18 protein-coding genes are annotated in these 22,514 nt (G+C 45.1%); 16 read left to right on the forward strand and 2 right to left on the reverse strand.

The window, feature by feature from the left end; translation table 11 throughout:
- Positions 1-146 precede the first annotated feature (146 nt).
- A complete protein-coding gene (locus tag LJ707_RS14790; RefSeq protein ID WP_228952322.1) occupies positions 147-1,703 on the forward strand; it encodes a choice-of-anchor I family protein in 1,557 nt (518 codons plus the stop codon).
- A 70-nt stretch (positions 1,704-1,773) separates the two neighbouring features.
- On the opposite strand, the gene LJ707_RS14795 is transcribed toward LJ707_RS14790, so the two are convergent.
- On the reverse strand, positions 1,774-2,640 hold the full coding sequence (locus tag LJ707_RS14795; protein WP_228952323.1) for an AraC family transcriptional regulator: 867 nt from the start codon (positions 2,638-2,640) through the stop codon (positions 1,774-1,776).
- Between the two features lie 203 nt (positions 2,641-2,843).
- Here LJ707_RS14795 and LJ707_RS14800 point away from each other — a divergent pair, with 203 nt between their 5' ends.
- The 10 genes from LJ707_RS14800 to galK all read left to right on the forward strand — a co-directional run bounded on the left by LJ707_RS14800 (position 2,844) and on the right by galK (position 12,090).
- Complete coding sequence (locus tag LJ707_RS14800; protein ID WP_228952325.1) at positions 2,844-3,176, forward strand: L-rhamnose mutarotase; 333 nt, start codon at positions 2,844-2,846, stop codon at positions 3,174-3,176.
- A 10-nt stretch (positions 3,177-3,186) separates the two neighbouring features.
- Positions 3,187-4,851, forward strand: coding sequence for a UxaA family hydrolase (locus tag LJ707_RS14805; protein WP_228952327.1), 1,665 nt, complete (start codon positions 3,187-3,189; stop codon positions 4,849-4,851).
- 9 nt (positions 4,852-4,860) lie between these two features.
- Positions 4,861-5,625 (forward strand): SDR family NAD(P)-dependent oxidoreductase, encoded by a 765-nt coding sequence (locus tag LJ707_RS14810; RefSeq protein ID WP_228952328.1) that lies wholly within the window; start codon positions 4,861-4,863, stop codon positions 5,623-5,625.
- Positions 5,626-5,640: 15 nt separating this feature from the next.
- Complete coding sequence (locus LJ707_RS14815; RefSeq protein ID WP_228952329.1) at positions 5,641-6,498, forward strand: fumarylacetoacetate hydrolase family protein; 858 nt, start codon at positions 5,641-5,643, stop codon at positions 6,496-6,498.
- Entirely contained in the window at positions 6,485-7,318 is an 834-nt protein-coding gene (locus LJ707_RS14820; RefSeq protein WP_228952330.1) for an amidohydrolase, read from the forward strand. The genes LJ707_RS14815 and LJ707_RS14820 overlap by 14 nt, the downstream gene beginning before the upstream one ends.
- Before the next feature lie 12 nt (positions 7,319-7,330).
- Positions 7,331-8,113, forward strand: coding sequence for an SDR family oxidoreductase (locus tag LJ707_RS14825; protein ID WP_228952331.1), 783 nt, complete (start codon positions 7,331-7,333; stop codon positions 8,111-8,113).
- Positions 8,114-8,125: 12 nt separating this feature from the next.
- Entirely contained in the window at positions 8,126-8,866 is a 741-nt protein-coding gene (locus tag LJ707_RS14830; protein WP_228952332.1) for a (Fe-S)-binding protein, read from the forward strand.
- The gene (locus tag LJ707_RS14835; protein ID WP_228952334.1) at positions 8,863-10,245 is read left to right on the forward strand and encodes a lactate utilization protein B; all 1,383 of its coding nucleotides are present in this window, start codon (positions 8,863-8,865) and stop codon (positions 10,243-10,245) included. The genes LJ707_RS14830 and LJ707_RS14835 overlap by 4 nt, the downstream gene beginning before the upstream one ends.
- Entirely contained in the window at positions 10,242-10,820 is a 579-nt protein-coding gene (locus LJ707_RS14840) for an LUD domain-containing protein (protein WP_228952336.1), read from the forward strand. Before LJ707_RS14835 ends, LJ707_RS14840 begins: the two co-directional genes overlap by 4 nt.
- 106 nt (positions 10,821-10,926) lie before the next feature.
- Complete coding sequence (galK, locus tag LJ707_RS14845; RefSeq protein ID WP_228952338.1) at positions 10,927-12,090, forward strand: galactokinase; 1,164 nt, start codon at positions 10,927-10,929, stop codon at positions 12,088-12,090.
- Between the two features lie 72 nt (positions 12,091-12,162).
- Here the strand turns inward: galK and LJ707_RS14850 are convergent, their stop codons facing one another.
- Positions 12,163-14,373 carry an alpha-galactosidase gene (locus tag LJ707_RS14850; RefSeq protein WP_228952340.1) on the reverse strand — a complete coding sequence of 737 codons (2,211 nt, stop codon included), beginning with the start codon at positions 14,371-14,373 and terminating at the stop codon, positions 12,163-12,165.
- Between the two features lie 420 nt (positions 14,374-14,793).
- On the opposite strand from LJ707_RS14850, the gene LJ707_RS14855 reads away from it, so the two are divergent.
- The 5 genes from LJ707_RS14855 to LJ707_RS14875 all read left to right on the forward strand — a co-directional run bounded on the left by LJ707_RS14855 (position 14,794) and on the right by LJ707_RS14875 (position 22,501).
- Positions 14,794-15,567 carry an SDR family NAD(P)-dependent oxidoreductase gene (locus tag LJ707_RS14855; protein WP_228952342.1) on the forward strand — a complete coding sequence of 258 codons (774 nt, stop codon included), beginning with the start codon at positions 14,794-14,796 and terminating at the stop codon, positions 15,565-15,567.
- Positions 15,568-15,585: 18 nt separating this feature from the next.
- On the forward strand, positions 15,586-16,809 hold the full coding sequence (locus LJ707_RS14860; RefSeq protein WP_228952344.1) for an enolase C-terminal domain-like protein: 1,224 nt from the start codon (positions 15,586-15,588) through the stop codon (positions 16,807-16,809).
- A 12-nt stretch (positions 16,810-16,821) separates the two neighbouring features.
- Positions 16,822-18,474: a sodium:solute symporter gene (locus tag LJ707_RS14865; protein WP_228952346.1), complete on the forward strand. Its 1,653-nt coding sequence runs from the start codon at positions 16,822-16,824 to the stop codon at positions 18,472-18,474.
- A 4-nt stretch (positions 18,475-18,478) separates the two neighbouring features.
- On the forward strand, positions 18,479-18,892 hold the full coding sequence (locus LJ707_RS14870) for an L-rhamnose mutarotase (RefSeq protein WP_228952348.1): 414 nt from the start codon (positions 18,479-18,481) through the stop codon (positions 18,890-18,892).
- 414 nt (positions 18,893-19,306) lie between these two features.
- Positions 19,307-22,501 (forward strand): TonB-dependent receptor, encoded by a 3,195-nt coding sequence (locus LJ707_RS14875; protein ID WP_228952350.1) that lies wholly within the window; start codon positions 19,307-19,309, stop codon positions 22,499-22,501.
- The last annotated feature ends 13 nt before the right edge of the window (positions 22,502-22,514 follow it).

The raw sequence follows: 22,514 nt of genomic DNA on the forward strand, positions 1-22,514 counted from the left end.
TTTATTACCAAGGTGTAAACACGCTAACCTTACCGTATAAACACGGTTGTTAACGCTTAACATGGGTTAACAAAACCTTAATGCAATTAAGTAACAAGCTTAATAATCAGCGCATAGTTTTGGCGCTTATACATTAAGTTCAAACTATGAAATATCCTTTACTATTTATCTCATTATTGCTGATTGGCTTTACAAGCTGTACAAAAGACGAAACCGCACCTGAAACTGAAAAACCCGAAGAGGAATTTTTTGTGAACGAAAACCCGGCCACTTTTGCCGAGATTGGTTCAATTGATATCGGCGATGTGGGCGCTGCCGAGATCTCGGCGTTCGACCCATCAACCAACCGCCTTTTTGTGGTTAATAACGATGAAACCAAAGGTGAAGTTAACCGCATTGACGTGCTTGACTTCAGCGATCCTAAAAACATGAAGCTGATCCATTCTATCAGTATGCAGCCTTACGGCGGCGCGGTTAATAGTGTAGCCGTTTTTGATGGCAAGCTTGCCGCCGCTATCGAATCAACCGATAAACAGGCCAACGGTAAAGTAGCGGTTTTTAAAACCGCCGATTATACCGAGATCAAAAAGATAGATGTAGGCGCACTGCCGGATATGGTTACCTTTTCACCCGATGGTAAGTTCATCATTACCGCTAATGAAGGTGAACCCAATACTGATTTTACCAATGACCCTGAAGGCTCGGTATCTATTATCGCTGTTGATAATAATTATGCTGTAACCACGCTTAACTTCGCGCCATTTGCAGGCAAACAAACTGAACTTGCTGCCAAAGGTTTCCGCATTTTTGGCCCGGGTGTTACAAATGATTTTGCTAAGAACATCGAACCGGAATATATCACCGTTTCATCAGATTCAAAAACGGCCTGGGTAACTTTGCAGGAGAATAATGGTATAGCCAAAATTAATCTGACTACCAAAACCATTACCGATATATTTCCGCTCGGGTTTAAAGATTATAATGCCGACGGTAATGAGATTAACGTTAGCGATAAAGATGATAATAGCGTAGCCTTAGCTAAATGGAATGTAAAAGGAATTTATATGCCAGATGCTATTGCCCTGGTTGAATCAAATGGCACCCCGTATCTGTTCACCGCTAACGAAGGTGATGCACGTGAGTACGATGCCTTTAAGGAAGCTGAACGTGTAAGTAAATTAAAACTTGATGCTGCCGCGTTTCCAAATGCTGCCGATCTGCAAAAGGAAGGGCAGTTAGGGCGTTTAAACGTTACCAAAACTTTGGGCGATGCCAACGGCGATGGTAAGTATGAAGCACTTTACTCATTTGGCGCCCGTTCTTTCAGCGTATGGAACGGTAGTACCGGTGCGCAGGTGTTTGATAGCAAGAATGAGCTTGACGTTAAGGCCATTGCTTTCGGTGCCAACACTTATGATGACGGCCGCAGTGATGATAAATCAGTGGAGCCTGAAGGTATCACCGTTGGTAAGGTTGGTAACAAAACTGTAGCCTTTGTAGGCATGGAACGTGCTGACGCGGTTGCGGTTTATGATGTTACCGATCCAACCAAACCATCATTCCTGCAATTTTTTAAATGCGGCGATGCGCCCGAAGGTGTATTGTTTATCCCGGCTAAAAACAGCCCTACTAAAAAGAGCTTGTTGGTAGTAAGCAGCGAAAACGATGGTGTAGTAAAAGTATATACGCCAAATACAATCTGATTTTTCCTCAACCTTATACAATTTAACTGAAAATGCCCGCTTTATGCGGGCATTTTTTGTATGCGGCAGCTTAGTTGCGCACAAAGGTTTTTTGGTAACCCAACGGGCTTTTGCCCGTTATCTGCTTAAAGTATTTATGAAAACTGGCAAAGTTGTAAAAGCCGCTTTCATAGCATATCTCCTTAACATTAAGCTGATTATCTATCAGTAGCTTGCAGGCGTGCCCCACGCGTATCTCATTTATAAATTGCGAGTAAGTTTTATGGCTGCGCGATTTAAAGAACCGGCAAAAGGAATTAGGGCTTACGTTGGCAATGGCGGCTATCTCGTCCAGCTTAATTTTATTTTTAAAATTGGCGATGGTGTAGTTGTAAATGGCATTAATGCGGTCTTTCTCAGCCTCCTGAAAGTTGTAATGAAAACCCATGGATGCCAGTGCCTGCCGTTGCGGGTGGCTGCCCAGTGCTGTGATCACCTGCATCAGCAGCATTATTTTAGCGGGCCCTTCGTTTGAGATGATGTTCTCTATCAACCTGCCTATCTGTTCATCCGTGCCGCCGGTTAGCCTGATGCCCCTTTTTGAATTATCCAGCGTATCTTTAATAGCTTTATTCTCGGGCAGGTTTAAAAATACATCGCCCCAAAAGTTATCATTAAAATGTACCACAAATACATCCGCTGTTGATGGTCCTCCGGCAAAGTACTCGTCATCAAACTTCCAGTAATGGGGCAGGTTAGCGCCAACAAGCACTACGTCGCCCGTTTTAAAGTGCTCAATGCTGTCGCCTATAAACTGTGTGCCGCTGCCACTTTTAAAGTACACCAGTTCAGCTTCCTGATGATAATGCCAGTGGCTGTTTACATCGGGTTCCGTATCGCGCCGGGCGCTAAAGGAGTGTACAATATTGGTTGATACTTTTAATAGTTGGGGTTTCATTACTGTTACAATCAGTTTATAAAAATATAAAATAAGCGTAAAATACCTGCTAAACAAAAACTAAACCTTATACAATACAATATCGCTTAATAATAGGATAAAAAACAATAATTTTTAATTTATGTCTTTACCTTTATTTGTAACATTACTTTTATAAAACCTCCCTTTATAACCGGGGTTATTATTAAACCATCCACAAGCACGTGAAAAAATACTGCCTTACTATTGATCTGCATGATGATCCGGGACTGATAGCCGCCTATGACGACTGGCACAAAAAAGTTTGGCCCGAGGTGTTACAGAGTATTACCGGCAGCGGTATTGAAAGTATGGAGATATACCGCTTTGCCAGCAGACTGTTCATGATAGTGGAAGCAAATGATAGCTTTAGTTTTGAGGCAAAGGCAAAAGCTGATGCGAACAATCCTAAAGTACAGGAATGGGAAAACCTGATGTGGAAATTCCAGAAACCCATGCCGCAGGCCAAACCCGGCGAAAAATGGATGCTGATGGATAAGATATTTGAATTGAAGTAAAAACGCTAAAATGCCCGACAGTAATTATATAACTTATATACAAATACACCCCGCCGATAATGTATTGGTTGCCCTTACCAACCTTGCCGTTGGTACGCCTGTACAATTTAATGGCAACAATTTTTCTTTGGTTACCAATGTTGCTGCCAAGCATAAGTTTACTATAAGTAACCTCAACGCCGGCGATGAAATATTTATGTACGGCGTACTGGTTGGTAAAGCAAATCAGCCTATACCACAGGGTAGCGCAATTACGGTTGATAATGTAATACATGCCGCGGGCGAATATCATTTAGGCGATCGTAAAACCGAATGGCACAAACCGGATGTGTCGGCATTTGAGGGGCGCACTTTTATGGGCTATCACCGTGCTGATGGCTCGGTAGGTACAGGCAATTACTGGCTTGTTATTCCGCTGGTGTTTTGCGAAAACCGTAACATCAACGTGCTAAAAGAGGCCCTTACCGAAAAACTGGGCTTTACCAGGCCACGTGGTTATACCAGCGAGGTTGATAAACTGGTTGATATGTACCGCACCGGCCAATCGGTAAAGGAAATATTACAGGCCGACCTTGAATTGACTCCTGAAAATAAATCAGCTAACAAGTTGTTCCCTAATATTGATGGTATAAAATTCATTAATCATGATATGGGTTGCGGCGGCACGCGTATCGACTCGGATGCGCTTTGCGGATTGCTTGCAGGATATATAACACACCCTAACGTAGCAGGTGCTACCGTATTAAGTTTAGGCTGTCAGCACGCGCAGGCCAGTATTTTATGTAATGAAATAGCTAAACGCGATGCTGACTTTAGCAAACCGCTATATATTTTAGAGCAACAGCAGTTGGGTACCGAAAGTACCTTATTGCAGCAAGCCCTGAAGCAAACTTTTGCCGGGCTGATTGAAGCCAATAAGGCCGAAAGGCAACCCGCACCGCTGTCAAAACTTTGCGTGGGTTTGGAGTGTGGTGGTTCTGACGGGTTTTCAGGTATTTCGGCCAATCCTACATTGGGCTATTTATCAGATATACTGGTGAGTCTGGGCGGCAGCGTTATTCTGGCCGAATTTCCGGAACTGTGCGGGGTAGAGCAGGAGCTGAGCGACCGCTGTGTTGATATACCAACGGCCGAAAAATTCATGCACCTGATGCGTACTTACAACGCCCGGGCAGAGGCTGATGGTTCCGGCTTTTACGCCAACCCGTCACCTGGAAATATAAAGGACGGATTGATCACTGATGCTATTAAATCAGCAGGAGCGGCCAAAAAAGGTGGTACATCACCGGTAGCCGCCGTGCTCGATTATCCGGAGAAGGTAACCAAACCTGGTCTTAACCTGCTATGCACACCCGGCAGCGATGTGGAAAGCACTACGGCCGAGGTAGCATCAGGCGCCAACATTGTGTTGTTTACCACAGGCTTAGGTACGCCAACAGGCAATCCGGTAACGCCGGTTATTAAGGTGGCTACCAATACCGCGCTATACAAACGTATGCCCGATATTATTGATATTAACTGTGGTACCATCATTGAGGGTGAAGAAACTATTGCGCAGGCTGCCGAGCGTATGCTTAATTATGTAATAGACGTAGCCAGCGGTAACATCACGCCAAAAGCGGTAAAATTAGGTCAGGACGATTTTATCCCCTGGAAAAGAGGGGTATCATTATAATTATAAACCATGTTCAGTTTACAAAATAAAGTAGCGGTAATTACAGGCGGCGGCAGCGGTATTGGCAAAGCCATATCATTGTTATTTGCCAGGCAAGGTGCCGCGGTACATATTATCGAACTAAATGCCGATGCGGCGGCTGACGTTGTTGCCGAGATAAACGTGGCAGGTGGCAAAGGGCAGGTTCATGCCGGTAACGTTACCGATCAGGCTGCCATAGCTTCGATATTTAACAGCATTGGTAAGGTTGATGTACTGGTGAACAACGCGGGCATTGCTCACGTAGGTAATCTGGAAAATACCAGCGAAGCTGACTTTGACCGTATTTACCAGGTGAACATAAAAGGCGCTTACAACTGTTTATATGCTGCCGTACCATTAATGAAGCAGCATGGTGGCGGCGCTATACTCAATATGGCCTCGATAGCCGCGCATGTGGGTATTACCGACAGGTTTGCCTATTCCATGAGCAAGGGTGCCATCTTCGCCATGACGTTATCCGTTGCGCGCGATTACCTGGCTGCTAATATTCGCTGTAACAGCATATCCCCGGCAAGGGTACATACTCCTTTTGTAGATGGTTTTATCGCCAAAAACTACCCGGATAACCAGGCGGAGATATTTGAAAAACTATCAAAAAGTCAGCCCATAGGCCGTATGGCCAAACCGGATGAGGTGGCCTCACTTGCCCTGTATTTATGTTCAGACGAGGCCGGATTTATCACCGGTACTGATTACCCGATTGATGGTGGTTTTATTACGTTAAATAATTAGATCTGATCTGCATATATGAAATTAATTAGATATGGTGCCGCCGGTCACGAAAAAACCGGTGTACAAATTGAAGGGGTTAACTATAGTACTGCCGGTTTTGGCAACGATTATCACGAGCAATTTTTTGAGAATGGCGGCATCGAAGCACTTGCTGCTTACCTGAAAGATAACCAGGATAAGCTTGAAAAAATTGATGACAACGAGCGCCTGGGCAGCCCTATAGCCCGTCCGTCAAAAATAGTGTGCATCGGTCTTAACTATGCCGATCACGCGCACGAAACCAATGCACCGCTGCCACCCGAGCCGGTGATCTTTTTTAAAAGTACCACCTCACTTACAGGCCCTTTTGATAATGTGGTGATCCCTAAAAACTCGGTAAAAACTGATTGGGAAGTGGAGCTGGCAGTAGTTATAGGCAAAAAAGCATCATATGTTGAAGAAGCTGAGGCTGCTGATTACATAGCAGGTTATGTACTGCATAATGATGTATCTGAACGTGAGTTTCAGTTAGAGCGTAACGGTACCTGGGATAAAGGCAAGGGCTGTGATACCTTTGCGCCAATGGGGCCATTTTTAGCTACGCCGGATGAACTGAGCGACATTAATAACCTTAGCTTGTGGCTAAAGGTGAATGGCGAAACCATGCAAAACGGCAGCACCTCAAACCTGATATTTAACATACCCTTCCTGGTATCATACGTAAGCCAGTTCATGACATTATTGCCGGGCGATGTGATCTCTACCGGAACTCCGGCAGGTGTAGGGCTTGGCTTTAAGCCGCCTGTGTACCTTAAACCCGGCGATGTGATGGAGTTGGGTATTGACGGATTGGGCTCATCAAGGCAGCAAGTGGTAGCGTATGAAAAAAATTGATTCGCACCAGCATTTCTGGTTGTATAACCCGGTAAAGGAAGCCTGGATAACCGACGATATGGCGGTGATTCAACGCGATTTTTTACCGGCTGATGTGTTTGAACTGTTGCAGTATAATAATATTGATGGCTGCATAGCGGTACAAGCCGACCAGAGTGAGGCGGAGAATGAATTTTTATTAGACCTTGCTAAAACAAACCCTTTTATTAAAGGTATTGTTGGCTGGATTGATCTGCAGGCGGAGAATATTGAAGAAAGATTAGCTCACTATCAGCAGTATGAACTGGTAAAGGGTTTCAGGCATATTGTACAGCCCGAGCCGGAGGGATTTATGCTTACGCCTGAGTTTAAACGAGGTATATCAAAACTGGCCCTGCACGGATATACTTATGATATCATCATAGGTAACATCCAGCTAAAAGAGGCTATTGAATTGGTAGCCGGATTTCCGGAGCAAAAGTTTGTGGTCGATCATCTGGCTAAACCGAATATCAAGTCAGGAGAAATTGATGGATGGAAAAAAGACATTCAAACAATAGCATCCTTCAAAAATGTATATTGCAAAATATCAGGCTTTTGTACCGAGGCTGATTGGTATCACTGGAAGCTGGAGGACATTGTTCCATACCTTGATGTGGTTTTCGCCGCATTTGGCACAGATAGGGTAATGTATGGGTCAGACTGGCCGGTGAGTTTACTGGCCGGTGGCTATAACCGGGTTATACAAAGCCTGAAAACGTATGTGCAGCAACTTACCCCGCATGAGCAGGATTTGTTTTGGGGCGGTAATGCTGCCGATTTTTATAATTTAGATATATAAAGCTGAACCTTGATGGATCTGCAACTTAAAGATAAAGTTATTATAGTAACCGGCGGAGCCAGGGGCATAGGTAAGGGCATTGCTTTGGTATTAGCCAAAGAGGGTGCCACAGTAGCCATTGTTAGCCGTACCGAAGGCGAGAACCTGAAAACGCTTGCCGAAATTGAAGCGGCAGGTGGCAAAGGCTTTCAGGTTGTGGCCGAGCTGTCAGACCCTGCTGCCAGCAAGCAAGCCATTGATGCTGTTGTTGCTGAATTTGGCCGTATTGACGGGCTGGTGAACAATGCCGGTGAAAATGATGGTGTGGGGCTGCAAAACGGCAGTTACGAAAAATTTATGCAATCGATGCACAAAAACCTGGTGCACTATTATATGATGGCGCATTATGCTATCCCTTACCTCATCAAATCGCAGGGTAGCATTGTGAACATCAGTTCCAAAACTGCCGATACAGGGCAGGGAGGTACATCGGCCTATGCGGCATCTAATGGTGGCCGTAACGCGCTTACCCGCGAATGGGCGGTTGAATTATTGCCGCATAACATCCGTGTAAATGCCGTAGTTGTTGCCGAGTGTTATACCCCGCTTTACGAGCGCTGGATACAAACACTTGATAATCCGCAGGAAAAACTAAAAGAGATCACCTCGAAAATACCACTGGGTAACCGCATGACCACTACCGAGGAGCTGGGCAATACGGTAGCGTTTCTGTTATCACCGGTATCGAGCCATACCACCGGGCAATTGATCTATGTTGATGGGGGATATGTGCATTTAGACAGGGCAATATCATAAATATTTGTGCAGATGAAAGTCGGGTTATTTGTTCCGTGCTATATAAACCAGTTTTACCCCAAGGTAGCTATTGATACACTGGAGCTTTTGGAAAAACTGGGGCTTGAGGTAGGTTATCCGCTAAACCAAACCTGTTGCGGGCAGCCTATGGCCAACTCGGGTTATGAGCACTTAACCGGTTCAACCAACGAGTTGTTTACCCAAAACTTTGCCGGGTACGATTATATTGTTTCCCCATCCGGTAGCTGTACGCTGCACATTAAGGATCATTTACATTCTGATAGATATCCCGCCGAATCGAAGAATATTCGCTCCCGCATTTATGAGCTAACCGAGTTTTTAACAGATATCATTAAGGTCGATAATATTAAAGCCAGCTTTCCGCATAGGGTAGGGCTGCATCAAAGCTGCCATGGGCAGCGCGGCCTCAAACTCGCCCAAATGACGGAACTTACCGCGCCTGCCTTCTCCAAACCCGAGCAATTGCTCAAAATGGTTGAGGGTATTGAGTTGGTACCTTTAACCCGTGCCGATGAATGCTGCGGCTTTGGCGGTACGTTTTGCGTTGCCGAAGAAGCAGTATCTGTAAAAATGGGAAAGGATCGCGTAGCCGACCACATAAAAAACAATGCCGAATATATTACCGCGGCCGATATGAGTTGCCTTATGCATATGGAAGGTATCCTGAAACGCCAGAAAAGCCCGGTAAAAGTGGTGCATATTGCCGAAATTTTAAATGCTGCCATGGTATGAGCCTGACAAAAGATCACGCGGCATTAGCCCAGGTTTTTAATAACGATGAAGAACGTGTAGACTGGCACGATGAAACCTTGTGGTTTGTGCGTGCCAAGCGTGATCGCGCCAGTCATGGCATACCTGACTGGGAATTGCTGCGTGAAACAGCATCCCGCATCAAACATAACGTACTATCAAACATGCACAATTATTTAGTGCAGTTTGAAGAAAATGCGCTTGCCAACGGCATCAAAGTGCATTGGGCTGCTGATGCTGCCGAGCATAACGCCATAGTATTATCTATCCTGAAAGAAAAAGGTATTGAGCGCATGGTGAAAAGCAAATCAATGCTTACAGAGGAATGCCATCTGAATGATTTTTTGCAGGATAATGGTGTTGAGGTAATTGATTCGGATTTGGGTGAACGCATTGTTCAGTTAGCCAAGGAGCCGCCAAGCCATATCGTATTACCCTGCATCCATAAGAAAAAGGAAGAAATAGGCGATATATTCCATGAGCATCTGGGCACAGCGGCAGGAGAATCTGACCCGCAGATACTGACCGAAACCGCCCGACAACACCTGCGCGAAATATTTTTAACCCGGCGTGCCGCGCTAACCGGCGTAAATTTCGCCATTGCCGAAACAGGCGAGTTTGTGGTTTGCACCAACGAAGGTAATGCTGATATGGGTGCTCACCTGGCCGATGTACATATAGCAAGCATGGGTTTTGAAAAGCTGATCCCGCAGCGTAAACACCTCAGTGTATTTCTGCGCCTGCTAACCCGCAGCGCTACCGGGCAGCCTATTACTACGTATTCAAGTCATTTTAAAAAGCCGCGCCCCGGCCAGCAAATGCACATTATAATTGTTGATAATGGGCGCAGCATACAATTAAGCCGTGAGGATTTTCGTAACTCATTAAAGTGCATACGTTGTGGCGCTTGTATGAATACCTGCCCGGTTTACCGCCGTAGCGGGGGGCATAGTTACCATACGGCTGTGGCGGGGCCGATTGGCTCTATACTGGCACCCAACCTGGATATGGAAAAATATGCCGACCTGCCATTCGCTTCAACGCTTTGCGGGTCGTGCACAAACGTATGCCCTGTTAAAATCGATATTCACGATCAGTTGTATAAATGGCGGCAGGTGATCGTAAAAAATGGTTACTCCACCAAAACCAAAACAGCCATGATGAAGGGCATGACCCTGGCTTTATCATCCCCGGCAATATTTAACCTGTCGGGTAAGGCTGGCCGGTTGGCTTTAAAATTTATTCCGTTTGCGGTAAACAATGGCCTTAACCCCTGGTACAAACAGCGCGATATGCCAACGCCACCCGAAGGCTCATTTACCGACTGGTATAAAAAGAACCGGAAAGGAGGAAAACCATGAGCCGCGAAAAGATATTGAATGCCATCAGGCAAAACCAACCTGAATATCAGCCTTTGCCGGAGGAGGTTAACTTCTACTTTGAAGATGTTGATCTGATAGAAAAATTTAAACAGGTATTGGAGTTTATTGGCGGCAGGCTGCACGCGGTAAGTAATTATACTGAAGCAAAGGCGTATCTCGAATCGATTATGCCGCCGGCAGGGCGATGGATAACGGCTGTTCCTGAATTTCAGGATCATGCCACGTTGATTGAACCCGGAGATCCGCACTTGCTTGAAAATGTAGATGTAGCCATTATAAAAGCCCACTTTGGCGTTGCCGAAAATGGCGCTGTTTGGGTAACGGAAGAACTTATGGGCGCACGTGCTTTGCCCTTTATTACCCAGCACCTGGTTATACTGTTAAACAAAAACAACATAGTGCCGCTAATGCAGCAGGCTTACCGGTTAATAGGCAATGTGGAGTACGGTTATGCCGCGTTTATCGCAGGTCCGTCAAAAACCGCTGATATTGAACAGTCGCTGGTAATAGGGGCGCATGGCCCGCGCAGTTTAACTATTATTTTAACAGATTAGCAATCTCAAAGTATTATTGATCAGTTAATTACTTGATTGAAAAATTTAATGGTTAAATTTTTATATTTTGAAAATATATGTAAATTTGACAGTTAACACAATTATAATGACCGTAACAGATATCTTCAAAAGTATTTTTGAGGCGGAGCCTTTAGTGGTGCAATCGCCGGGGCGTATTAACCTTTTGGGTGAACATACCGATTATAACGAAGGCTTTGTATTGCCTGCCGCAGTAAATAAATATGCTACGGTTGCTATAAGCGCTAATAATACCGGCAATATTGTAATGCACTCGGTGCAGTTTAATAAAACGGTAACCTTGCCATTGGCAGAGATTGCCCCGCAAACCGAAAATTCATGGACAAATTATGTATTAGGTGTAACCGACGGCCTGATACATGGCGGCAAAAAGGTAACCGGTTTTAATATCGCTGTTGATGGTGATATTCCAATCGGTGCGGGTATGTCATCATCGGCAGGCATATCATGCGCGGTGGCTTTCTCTTTGAATGAATTATTTAGCCTGGGTTTAAGCCGTGAGCAGTTAGCTCGTACCGCCCAATGGGCCGAGCATAACTACGCCGGTGTGGCCTGTGGCATTATGGATCAGTTTGCCAGTTTATTTGGTAAGGCTAATCACTTAATCCAACTGGATTGCCGCAGCATTGAATATAAATATGTGCCTATTGAGATGGAAGGTTACGCGCTGGTATTGTTTAATACTAACGTAAAACACAACCTGGCCTCAACTGAATATAACCAGCGCCGCCAGCAATGCGAAAAAGGCGTAGCCCTGGTAAAAGAAAAATATCCGCAGGTAAACAGCTTGCGCGATGTAACTATGGCTATGCTGCATGAACTGGTAGAACCGGTTGACGTATCAACCTTTACCCGTTGTAAATACGTGGTTGAAGAGAATGCACGCCTGCTTGCCGGTTGTGAGGATTTGCGTAGCGGCGATCTGATTGCCTTTGGTAAAAAGATGTATGCTACACATCACGGTTTATCGGCAGAATATAATGTAAGCTGCCCTGAGCTCGACTTTTTAGTTGATGCGGTAAGGGAGGATGCCGATGTATTAGGCGCGCGTATGATGGGTGGCGGCTTTGGCGGCTGCACTATCAACCTGATTAAAGAAGAAGCCATAGACAGAATAGCTACAGACCTGGCACCTAAATATGAAGCCGCTATGGGCAAACCGCTTACCACGTACGTGGTATTAACCGGCGATGGTACTTCAATCGTATCAAAACCTGTAGTTGCAGCTTAACCACTTAACTAACAAATAATAAAAAGGCCGGATGTGTAAACATCCGGCCTTTTTTGTAGTATAGGGTTTGGGTTATTTCGCTTCGTTAATTTGCAGTACCACGCTGTTACGCCCGGCTTTAACATCGGGATTGTAACCAATGGTCATCAGGAATTCGCCGCTATAGGTTTTCGTCGCATCCGGCGATGAATTACTGCCCGGGTACAGGTTGATCTCCTTTAAAGTATAACGCTTTGCCGCATCCAGGCCTTTAAGTTTTATCGGTAGTTTGCTGCCTTCGTCATAACGATTGTTCACCAGGTAATTGAACATTACGCCGCTGCTTTTCGCCTCATCAATATACATAATTGAGGCTACACTGTTTTTGCGCGGATCAGCCAAACGGTATTGTTCACCATGCCAGATGATATCTTTTAACTGGTTATAATTTTTGATAGCATCCTGGCAAAATTTGAGTTCATCGCCGCTGAGCTTGCTTACCACAATATCAAAACCCAGTTTACCCATCATAGCTACATCCACACGGAATTTTATAGGCTGCTTGCCCCAATCGGTTACGTGATTTGAGCTGGTAATGGCAGGGTAGAAGTAAGAGTATTCCCATTGAATGAAGATCCTTTCCAGCGGATCGGTATTATCGCTCGGCCAAAACTCGGTAAAGTATTTCAAAGCGGCATAATCAACACGGCCGCCACCACCTGAACATAACATCATGGGTACTTTAGGGTATTTAGCACGTATACGCTCCAATACCTTATAAAGCCCGCGCATGTACTCAATATAAAAATGCGACTGGTTTTTTAGGTGTGCCGAGTAAGCATTAAATATCACCGCGTTACAATCCCATTTGATATAAGCCAGGTCAGGATTTTTGGTAAACAAGTCATCCACAATGCTGAAAACAAAGTTCTGCACCTCCGGGTTGGCCAGGTCAAGCACCAACTGATTACGAAAGTAATGTTCGGCACGTTTTGGCTGTTTAATTACCCAGTTAGGGTGCTTCTCATACAGCTCGCTTTTAGGGTTAACCATTTCAGGCTCCAGCCAAATACCAAACTTAACCCCGTTTGCTGATGCTTCTTTTACTAATGATGCCACACCGTTCGGCAGTTTCTTTTTATTCTCTTGCCAGTCGCCTAAACCTGCATTGTCGCCATTGCGCGGATATTTGTTGGCAAACCAGCCGTCATCAAGCAAAAACATATCAACGCCAAGCTTTTTGGTGTCTTTTATCAGTTCAAAAAGCTTTTGTTCCTCAAAATCAAAGTAGGTGGCTTCCCAATTGTTTAACAGGGTAAGGCGGTTACCGTTGCCATCCAGTATGCGGTAGTTGCGCGCCCAGTGCTGCAATTTTCGGCTGGCATCACCCTTGCCCTTATCGCTCATGGTATATAAAAAGGCAGGCGTGGTAAACACCTCGTTGGGTTTTAAGGTATAGGCTGATGCATAATTATTGGCACCGGCTATAATGCGCAGGTTATCCTGGTTATCCAGTTCCAGGTCGGTACGGAAGTTTCCGCTCCACTCCACCGAGCCGTACAGCACAGTTCCTTCGTCTTCGGTAGCCGGTTTATCTAACGATACCATGAAAACCGATGGCTGAAACAGGTTAGCCCTTGTGCCCAGCTTGGTATCCAAAGTTTTGATGCCGTGGGTAATCAGGCTTTCTTCGGGTTGCATCTCTTTGGCCCAATCGCCGTGGTATTGGGTAAGGTAGTATTTAGACGCCTTTAAATACAGGTTGGCCGAAGCGAATTTTTGCAGCACCACATTGCTCTTTTCGGTATGTTTAATACTGCTCCATTGCTCAACTACATCCTCGTTAAAGTATGATTTATAGTAAAGGGTAACCTCAAAATTGTAAACCGGATCTTTAAGCACCACGCTTAACAGCGATACATTAGCATCAACCTTGCTTACTTTATGACTCACATACCGCAGGTCGAGCGAGTTGTTGCCGTCGGCATGGGTTACGGTAATGGCCGGTTCAAAATATCCGCGCGAGCCGGAGGTTGAATAAGCTGAGTTTGAGGTATTGTCGGTATAATCAGCAGTTTGTTTATATACAGCCGGTATTTGTGCATATGCCGCGGCATCGCTTAATTTTTTACCGAGATAGATGGTGCCTACGTCTTTTTTACTGTCAACCTGTAAAACAAGCGCGTTGTTTTTAGTTTCAACACGTATGGTGATATCCTGGGCCCATGCGGTGCAGGATATGCCCAGGGCGAGCGCGAGCGTTGTAAAAGTTTTAAAGTTGATAATTGGTTGGTTAGCGTTCATTCTATAAAAATAATATTTAATAGGTAATTACTGTCGTTAATACGGATAATTGGTTTATTGCTTTTACAGCAATAGATAAAGCCGATTGGTTGTATCAGGCACGCCCAAACCTAATACCTGCGGCTCTGTAATCAAATGGATAATTCTATAAATTAAATGGATTATTTAGGCATATATCAGCTATGAAAAGTGATAGTGTTTGAAAATTCCACTATTTGTGAATGGTATTGTCCATCAAAAAAAATGTATCCTCTATTCTTAATGCTCGTGGCAGGCCGTTATTTTGAAACCGTCAGCAAACCAATTTAATAAACCAATAATAATCAGTTAAGTATTATTTAAGTAGCGCTCATGGCACGGCCGTGTTAAAATCTTGTTGACTTTTTTTGATGATAACAATATTAAAAACCACGCATAGCAATGCAGTTATTACAAGATAAGGTAGTTTTTATAACCGGCGGTACCGAGGGTATTGGCTTTGAATGTGCCAAGGTTTACCGCGATGCCGGGGCGGCACTGGCCATTGTATCAAACAATCGTGAAAGCATACAAAAAGCGTCGGTTACGCTTAATGGCGATGATGTGTTATACCTTTATGCCGATGTATCAGTACCCGAGCAGATAGCGCAGGCGGTTGATACCGCTGTGTTAAAGTTTGGCCGTATTGATGTGGTGCATAACAACGCCGGTATATCCGATCCCTCAAAAAACCTGCACGAAACTACAGATGACGAATGGCAGCGCCTTTTTGATGTAAACGTTAAAGGTATATTCAATACCACGCGCCATACCATACATCAGCTTATAAAACATAAAGGCAATATTTTAAATACAGGCAGTATGGCCGGCGAAATAGGGCAGGAGATACACGCGGCTTACAGTGCTACCAAAGGTGCTATAAGCGCGCTCACCAAATCAATGGCTATTGATTATGCGCCGCATGGTATCAGGGTAAATGCTATTGCCCCTGCCGGGGTGTGGACCCCCATGCTGCGCAGTTGGAGCGAACAGCAGCCCAGCCCAGCATCTATCGAGAAATACCTGGATAGCATACACCTGCTGGGCTATTGCCCTGATGCCGATGTAATTGCCGATGCCTGCCTGTTCCTGGTATCAACACCATCCCGATTTATAACCGGCTGCATATTACCCGTAAGCGGTGGTGCCGAACTGGGTTATCGCCGTAGTAATTAACCGCTTAACGCTAATTAAATGATTAAAAATATACAAATAAAAGATGCCCGTTATCAGTTGGATGGCAACGCCGGGAGTGATGCCATCCATCGTGATCCGGTATATTCATATGCGGTAACCTTGCTGCATGATGATAGCGGTATTACCGGTACCGGGCTGGCTTTTACCCTGGGCAAGGGTAATGAGCTGGTTTGCGCTGCCGCAAAATTTTATGCCGATAAACTGAAGGGGTTAGATATTGAAGAGGTGATGAGCAACTTCGGCGTGTTGTTTAATAAGCTGGCTAATGAGCAGCAGTTCAGGTGGTTGGGGCCGCACAAAGGGGTGGTTCATCTGGCGCTGGCCTCGGTAACCAATGCCTGTTATGATCTTTGGGCTAAAAAGCGTGGCGTGCCGCTATGGAAACTGCTTACTGAGCTATCTCCCGAACAAATAGTTAACACGCTTGACCTGAGTTACCTGGAAGATGAGTTGACGGCCGGGCAGGCCATACAACTCATCACCGAGCAACACAAAGGGTTAGCTGAACGGGAATTGATAACACAGCAGGGCTACCCTGGTTACGATACGTCAATCGGGTGGTTTAATTACAGCGACGAAAAAGTACGCGAGAATTGCCTGAAAGCCGTTGCCGAAGGCTTTACCGCCATGAAGCTGAAGGTAGGCTCGGCCGACCCGCAGAGAGATATACGCCGGGCGCATATTGTACGTGAAACCGCCGGTGATGCTGTAAAGGTGATGCTGGATGCCAACCAGCAATGGAACCTGCCGCAGGCTATCAGTATTTGTAATGAGTTAAAGAGCATGAACCCTTACTGGGTAGAGGAACCAACACACCCCGATGATGTACTTGCCCATAAAACACTTGCCGAAGCCATTGCCCCGGTAAAGCTTGCCTTGGGGGAGCATGTGCCTAACAGGGTAATATTTAAAAATTACCTGCAAACCGGTGCCGCCTCATTTATTCAGGTTGATGCGGTGCGTGTGGGTGGGGTTAGTGAATTTATTACCGTTAGTTTACTTTGCAAAAAGTATAGCGTACCGGTGGTACCCCATGTGGGCGATATGGGGCAATTGCACCAGCACCTTGTTTTATTTAACCATATCAAATTAGGTCACGAAGCCTTATTTTTAGAGCATATTCCGCACTTGCAAAAGCACTTTGTTAACCCGGTGATAATTGAGAACGGATTATACCAAACCCCACAGGCCCCAGGCAGTAGCTGCGACCTTAAAGCATAATAAAACGGTAGCATGATAAGTTTAGCAGATATTATTATTACAGGGCTGTATATTTTAGGCATTGTCATCATCGGCTTATGGTCGGGTATAAGGCATCAGCATAAAAACAAAAGCAAGGGCGCGGCAGGCGAGTATTTTTTGGCCGGCAAAACCCTGCGCTGGCCTACTATCGGGTTGGCTTTGTTCGCTACCAATATATCATGTGTGCACTTGGTAAGCCTGGCGCAAAGCGGTTTTGATACAGGCTTACTCAACGGCAATTTTGAGTGGATGGCATCATTCACGCTTATTTTGCTGGCGCTGTTCTTTGTGCCGTTCTATATCCGATCGGGCGTTACTACGCTGCCCGATTTTCTGGAAAAACGGTATGATCGCGCCAGTCGGGATTGGCTGGCTTTCGTATCGGTTATTTCGGCAATCATTATACACATCGCCTTTTCACTATTGGCTGGCGGTATTGTGCTGCAAACGCTGTTCGGGGTTGATATGTATACCAGCGTTATCATCATCTCGTTGTTAACCGCCCTGTACACCGTTGCCGGGGGCTTAACGGCTGTAGTGGTTACCGAATCAATACAAACCATTGTTTTATTAGCAGGTGCGGTAATTATGTGCGTGGCGGCATGGGTAAAAATGGGCGGCTGGGAACCTATGGTTGATGTGTTGCAGCAACATGGTCAAATGAGCAAACTCTCTATGATGCGCCCGCATGGCGATAGCAGCGGAATGCCCTGGTACACGGTATTTTTGGGCTACCCGGTGCTGGGTATCTGGTATTGGTGTGCCGATCAAACCATTGTGCAGCGTGTTTTGGGTGCTAAGGATAAGGATCACGCGCGTGTAGGGTCATTGTTTTGCGGATTTATTAAGATACTGCCCGTATTTATATTCGTATTGCCGGGCTTATTCGCCTATGCACTATCCCAAAAGGGATTGCTTGACGTATCGGCCTTAAAAACCATAGTTGATGGCAAAGCGGTGGTGAACAGTAAGGGAATTTATACGCTGATGATAACGCAGCTTATCCCTAAAGGATTGGTAGGCGTATTGGTAGCCGCGCTGTTATCCGGTTTAATGAGCCAGATCTCGGGCGCGTTAAACTCCATATCAACGCTGGTAAGTTATGATATTTACAAACGTTATAAACCGCAGGCTACAGACAGGCAACTGGTTAAAACCGGTAAAATAGCCGCGGGTGTAGCCATGCTGGTATCATTATTTATGTTGCCGCTGCTTAATAGTTACGAGAGTATATTTAACGGCCTTAATGATATTATTGCCCATATAGCACCACCCATCACCTGCGTATTTTTGTTAGGTATATTCTGGAGAAAAGCATCCGCGGCATCATCAAAACTTACTTTGTGGTTTGGCTCGCTGTTGGGCGTAGTGGTGTTTATAACTTCAAAGCTAATGCCCGCTTCAGTAATAGGGCAAATCCCATTCATGATGATGGCCTTTTACCTTTTTTGCGCCTGCGTGCTGATGCAGGTATTATTCTCGTTTATATACCCTGTAAAGCATACAGTTGAAAGCCAAAAATTATACTGGAACTCTCCGTTAGAGGCCCTCAAAGGTGATAGCTGGAAGGGGATAGGCAATTACAAAGTGTTATCAGTATTGTTATTGCTGATCATGTCGGTACTGTTTTATTTATTCAGATAAAGAGATGAAAAATATTATTTACAGCATAGCGTTGTGTGTGTTAGCGTTTATTGCCGGATGCAAACCACCGGCGCCCAAGGTGATACGCTATGGCATGGTTACCGGTATAAAACCTGATAAAATAGCCTATTACAAAAAGCTGCACGCCGCGCCCTGGCCGGGTGTGGTTAAAAAAATAGCCGAGTGCAACATTCATAATTACTCTATATATCTGCAAAAAATAGATGACAAGTATTACCTGTTCAGCTATTTTGAATACACCGGGAATGATTTTGATGCCGATATGCAAAGGATGGCTGCTGATAGCCTCACGCAAAAATGGTGGAGAGAAACCGATCCAACCCAATTACCCTTGCCCCGGGCTTTGGCCAAACATGAGGTTTGGACTAATATGCCCGAAGTTTTTCATACCCCCTGAAAGTTTTTCAATGTTAAACGTTTTAGCACTTTTAGTATTTAATTACGCAATCGATTTATGTTAACTGTAGCTAAAATTTTAGCTTAAAATTGCGCTGAAATGGAAAATGGTTTTACCATAATGGAATAATCCATTATAATAAAAGGATAGGTCATTTATCCCGCTAAGGCGTTGGTATACATTTGTTTTATAAGCCAAAATAAAATAAGAACAATTTAGTGTAAAGGCATTGCATACAGTAATGCTACCCGAATGTAGGATATAAGCCTGCACGGCCATTTTATTGCATTTTTTAACCAATTATTCACCCTTTTTATGAGTAAACTTTACAATTTAAGTAAGCGCCATCTGGTGTTTAAAATCCCCCGGACAGTTTTGCCGGTAGCATGTTGTTTGCTGCTTTTTGCAATGCTCATGGCATTGGCACAAAGTAGTATTGCACAAAACCGCATTACAATTACCGGTACTGTAACTGATACAACAGGCGGAATTATTGCCGGTGCTAACATAACAGCGCTAAACAAAAACGGCAAAGCCACGTCAACAGATGCCAACGGCAAATTCGTTTTGGATGTTGAGGCCGGTACTGTTTTAAAGGTTTCCTTTGTTGGTTATCAGGATAAGCAGGTAACAGTTAGCGCCGATCAGCGTACCTATAAAATTGTTATTAAAGAGAATGTAGCCCTTGCCGAAGAGGTAATAGTTACCGCCTATAGCCGCAAGCAAACGCGTGAAGCCTTGGTGGGCTCGGTAACTACGGTAAAACCCGGAAACTTAAAAATACCGGCCAGTAACTTAACAACCGCGCTTGCGGGGCAGGTTGCCGGTGTAATTGCTTACACACCAAGCGGGCAGCCGGGGCAGGATAATGCCAACTTCTTCATTCGCGGGGTAACCACCTTTGGTTATAAGCGCGACCCATTGATTTTAGTTGATAACGTGGAGCTTACCTCGTCAGATCTGGCGCGTATACAGGTTGATGATATTGAGAGCTTTTCGATATTGAAAGATGCCAGCGCTACAGCCCTTTACGGTGCACGTGGCGGTAACGGTGTTATTTTGGTGAAAACCAAGGAGGGAAAGGTAGGTAAGGCCCAGATCAACTTCAGGCTGGAGAATTCAATATCGCAATCAGCCAAAACCATTGAGCTGGCCGACCCGATAACCTACATGCGTTTATTTAATGAGGCTACAATAACCCGTAACCCGCTGGCACCACGCCCATTTACTGAGAACCAGATATTGAATACGCAGGCCACACTGGCCGGTGCGCCGGGCAGCAACCCGTATGTATATCCGGCGGTTGACTGGATCGATATGCTGTTTAAGGATCGTACCAATACCCAGCGCGCTAACCTCAACATCAGCGGTGGCGGCGGTGTAGCTAAATATTACTTTGCCGGCTCGTATTCAAATGATAACGGTATTTTACGTACCGACATCCGTAACAATAATAATAACAACGTAAAGTTCACCAATTACCAGTTACGCTCAAACATCAACGTTAACCTTACTGATAAAACAGAATTGGTATTGAGGTTATCAGGTAATTTTAACGAATACAACGGTCCGCTTACTAACGATGCATCCTTTTCAACCGACTTGTACAACGTGGCCATGCACACCAGCCCGGTACTTTTCCCGGCGTATTATGAGCCCGATGAGGCAAACCGCAATACCCAGCACATTTTATTTGGTAATACGCTGGCCAATGGTGGGTCGCCATCAAACAACAGCATAGGGCAAATAAACCCGTACGCGGCATTGTTGCGGGGGCATAAAAACTTTGTGGAGTCGCGTATGCTGGCGCAGTTGGAGTTGAACCAGAATTTAAATTTTATTACAAGCGGCCTTAACTTTCACGGTTTGTTCAGCACCAACAGGTACTCATACTACACCTCGGATATGAGCTACTCGCCGTTTTATTACAACGTAGCCACTTATGATAAGCCAAGCAATACCTACACCCTGCAATGGCTTAACCCGCAACCTACGGGCAGCAATGTTGCCACCGAGTATTTAACTTATAACCGTAACGTAGGCAGCGATAACATTAATACGTTTGTTTACTTTCAGGGTGTACTTGATTATGCCAAAAAAATAGGCGAGAACCACAACATCAGCAGCTCACTGATAGGTACCCGTCAGCAGCAGGTTTACTCTGATGCTAAAGACCCGCGATCAGGTACAACAACCCTGCAATATTCTTTGCCATACCGCAACCTTACGCTTGCCGGTCGTGCTACTTACTCGTACAAAAGTCGTTATTTCCTGGAGTTTAACTTTGGCTACAACGGCTCCGAAAGGTTTTCAGAAGAGCATCGTTATGGTTTCTTCCCGGCTGTAGGCGCGTCATGGATCATTTCAGAAGAAAAATTCTGGGGCGATCTGTACGAGATATTTGACAGGGTGAAGATCAGGGCCAGCCATGGTTTGGTAGGTAATGACGCTATCGGCGTACAAAGGTTTTATTACCTGTCAGACGTTAACCTCAACGGTGGTAACTCAGCCGTTTTTGGTACCAATAACGGTTATGGCCGTAACGGGGTAAGCATCCGTAATTACGAAAACCGCGATGTAACCTGGGAAACATCACAGCAAACAACACTTGGTTTGGAATTTACTCTACTGAAGAATCTGAACGTTATTGCCGAGGTTTACAGAAACCACAAATACAACATTTTACAGGACAGGGCATCAATACCAACCACTATGGGGCTTGAAGCACCTATAGCCGCCAACATTGGCAAGGTTGATTCAAAGGGTATTGATCTGTCTATCGATGGTAAAAAGCAATTTTCAAAAACCGCGTCGGTTTCGTTACGTGGTAACTTCACCTTCGCGCAAAATAAATTTACCCAGTTTGAGGAGCCAAATTACCTCGAACCCTACCGTTACAACGTAGGCCAGTCATTAAACAGGCAGTACGGATACATTGCCGAGCGCTTGTTTGTTGATGATAACGAGGCACGTAACTCGCCGCAGCAAATATTCAGCACCAACGGGCAGCAACCTATGGGTGGCGATATCAAGTACCGGGATTTGAATAATGATGGCCGTATTGACGGTGCCGACCAAACATTTATTGGCTACCCTACAGTGCCCGAAATTGTTTATGGTTTCGGTATCACCTCACAGATCAGCAATTTTGATTTTTCGGCCTTCTTCCAGGGGCAGGCCAGGGTGTCATTCTTTATTGATCCGGCCCGTACCAGTCCGTTTATTCAAAGCCCTGATTCATGGTTGCCCGGCAATACCCAATTGTTAAAAGCTTATGCTGATAATCATTGGTCCGAAGAGAACCAGAACCTGTACGCGCTTTACCCGCGCCTTGGCGCTAACGGTGCCCAAATTGAAAACAACCGCCAAAACAGCACCTGGTGGATGCGCGACGGTAGCTTTTTGAGGCTTAAACAACTGGAGATAGGCTACTCAATTCCACGAAAATACGCTCAATCGCTAAAGTTGCGTAATGCCCGTATCTATTTCAGCGGCCTTAACCTTTTAACCTGGAGCCCTTTCAAATTATGGGACCCTGAAATAGGGGGCAACGGTTTTAATTACCCTATCCAGAGAGTGTTTAACCTGGGACTCAATGTCAATTTATAAATCGGAGATGAAG

This window comes from Mucilaginibacter sp. UR6-1, assembly GCF_020880975.1.
In the GTDB taxonomy this organism is placed as follows: Bacteria; Bacteroidota; Bacteroidia; order Sphingobacteriales; family Sphingobacteriaceae; genus Mucilaginibacter.